The sequence below is a fragment of the Aquaspirillum serpens DSM 68 genome, from assembly GCF_000420525.1.
GTDB lineage: Bacteria > Pseudomonadota > Gammaproteobacteria > Burkholderiales > Aquaspirillaceae > Aquaspirillum > Aquaspirillum serpens.
In genome coordinates, this window is sequence record NZ_ATVC01000108.1 from 1 (window position 1) to 1,842 (window position 1,842).

The window sequence follows — 1,842 nt, forward strand, 5'->3', positions numbered from 1 at the left end:
AGTTTTCGGTGGCCGGCATCCCAGGTTACCGCAAAGCGGTGGGAGCACAGGATCTGTAGCCGTTCTCCACCGAGGCGCTAATATCGGTGGATTGGCGAGACTACCGTCTCGCCAAGGGCTGTTGTAAACCGGCCTAATGTCGCGGATAGGCATTGTCTCGTCCTACGATAAAGCCTGCGACTTCAGTCGCGGGTTGTTTACGAACGATCTCCGTGTAACACTTCAACCAGTTTAATCGCTTGTTGTTCCATATCGATCAACAGCCCATCCACACGCGCGCGAAAATAGCGGTAGAACATCATGCTAGGAATCGCCACCATCAAACCAAAAGCTGTGTTGTATAGCGCAACCGAAATCCCGTGCGCCAACTGTTGTGGATTACCACCACCGGGGGTTTGAGCAGCAAAAATCTCAATCATCCCAATCACCGTTCCCAACAACCCCAATAAGGGCGCCATGGCGGCAATCGTCCCCAAGGTGGTCAAGAAACGCTCTAATTCATGACCAACGGCACGGCCGGTCTCTTCAATCGCTTCTTTGGTGATGTCTCGTGAATGTTGATGGTTACGCAATCCTGCTGCAAATACCCGTCCTAAAGGTGATTCACTCTGCAAACGTCCGAGGAGTTCCGCGCTCGCTCCGGCACGGCGGAATTCTTGTACTGTTTTTGCCAACAAACCGTCAGGCAAGATGTTAGACGTGCGTAAACTCACCAAACGTTCGATGATAATGGCAAGCGCCACGACTGAAGCAATAATGAGCGTCCAAATTGGCCAGCCCGCTGCGTTGACTATCGACCACACAAGCCTTCTCCAAGCAATGTTAAACCTTAAACTCTATCCGCAGCAGCTAGGAAAAGACAAGTGCTGTTTGCTAAGCTTTTTTTTCGAATATTTTAAAACCAGCTCAGAATAGAGTAACCCTTTGCTGTTTAAGGACTTTTTCAGACCATCCACAATACCTGTGGATAACTTTGTGGACAACTCAAAAAACGACCGCTGGAAACCGCGACAGATAAGGAAAAACGTTAGATTGCCTACTTTATAGGCAATTTTATTTTTCTTTATAAATCAAATAGTTAAATTTAACCATTTCGCAAGTTTTCTCCCTATTACAGACGGTTATCCACAGACAAAGTGCCTGTGGATGACTTGACAAGAACAAAGTTTTTAATCTCGCAAAAACAAAGCTTAAGTTGACCCAACAAACAATTTACGTTAAACACTGTTTTTTTTCAAACAAGTGTTTGGTTATGAAAATATCCGCTCGTCTATTGCGCCATATCATGAATCTGTGGCCACCCTTTTTAGGTGCAGGCATCCGTGTTACGCATCTCGCTAACGATTTCAAAACAGCCGAGGTGGTGTTACGCCTTGGTTTTACCAACCGTAACTATGTTGGTGTGCATTTTGGCGGTAGCTTATATGCGATGACTGACCCGTTTTATATGCTTTTGCTGATGCACAATTTAGGTCGAGACTATATCGTTTGGGATCAAGCAGGCAGCATAGAATATCTAAAACCCGGCACAGGCAGAGTCACCGCTTATTTTTCGTTAGATGATGATTGTTTGAATGACATTCGACAGGCAACAGCGGGTGGAGAAAAACATTTGCCAGAGCTGACTGTTGAAGTCAAAAACGAGGGGGGTGAAACGGTCGCACGGGTGAAAAAGACATTATATGTGCGGAAGAAAAAAAGACAGGCATGAAAAAAACCGCTCTTTCGAGCGGTTTTTCTTGGAAACTTGGCGTCCCCACGGGGATTCGAACCCCGGTTATCGCCGTGAAAGGGCGGTGTCCTAGGCCTCTAGACGATGGGGACAGCTGGCGCATCCGGAGC

The 1,842-nt window shown here is 47.0% G+C and carries 2 protein-coding genes and 1 tRNA gene; 1 reads left to right on the forward strand and 2 read right to left on the reverse strand.

What is annotated here, in order from left to right:
• Positions 1-197: 197 nt before the first annotated feature.
• Complete coding sequence (locus G465_RS0112705; RefSeq protein ID WP_308417104.1) at positions 198-743, reverse strand: MotA/TolQ/ExbB proton channel family protein; 546 nt, start codon at positions 741-743, stop codon at positions 198-200.
• 509 nt (positions 744-1,252) lie between these two features.
• Here G465_RS0112705 and G465_RS0112710 point away from each other — a divergent pair.
• Positions 1,253-1,711, forward strand: a complete 459-nt coding sequence (locus G465_RS0112710; protein WP_022654808.1) for a DUF4442 domain-containing protein — start codon at positions 1,253-1,255, stop codon at positions 1,709-1,711.
• Positions 1,712-1,748: 37 nt separating this feature from the next.
• On the opposite strand, the gene G465_RS0112715 is transcribed toward G465_RS0112710, so the two are convergent.
• Positions 1,749-1,824 (reverse strand) — tRNA-Glu (locus G465_RS0112715).
• Positions 1,825-1,842 lie beyond the last annotated feature (18 nt).

Excerpts from the sequence above, each read along its gene's own strand:
- G465_RS0112710 (WP_022654808.1), top strand. The coding sequence starts at position 1,253 with ATGAAAATATCCGCTCGTCTATTGCGCCATATCATGAATCTGTGGCCA.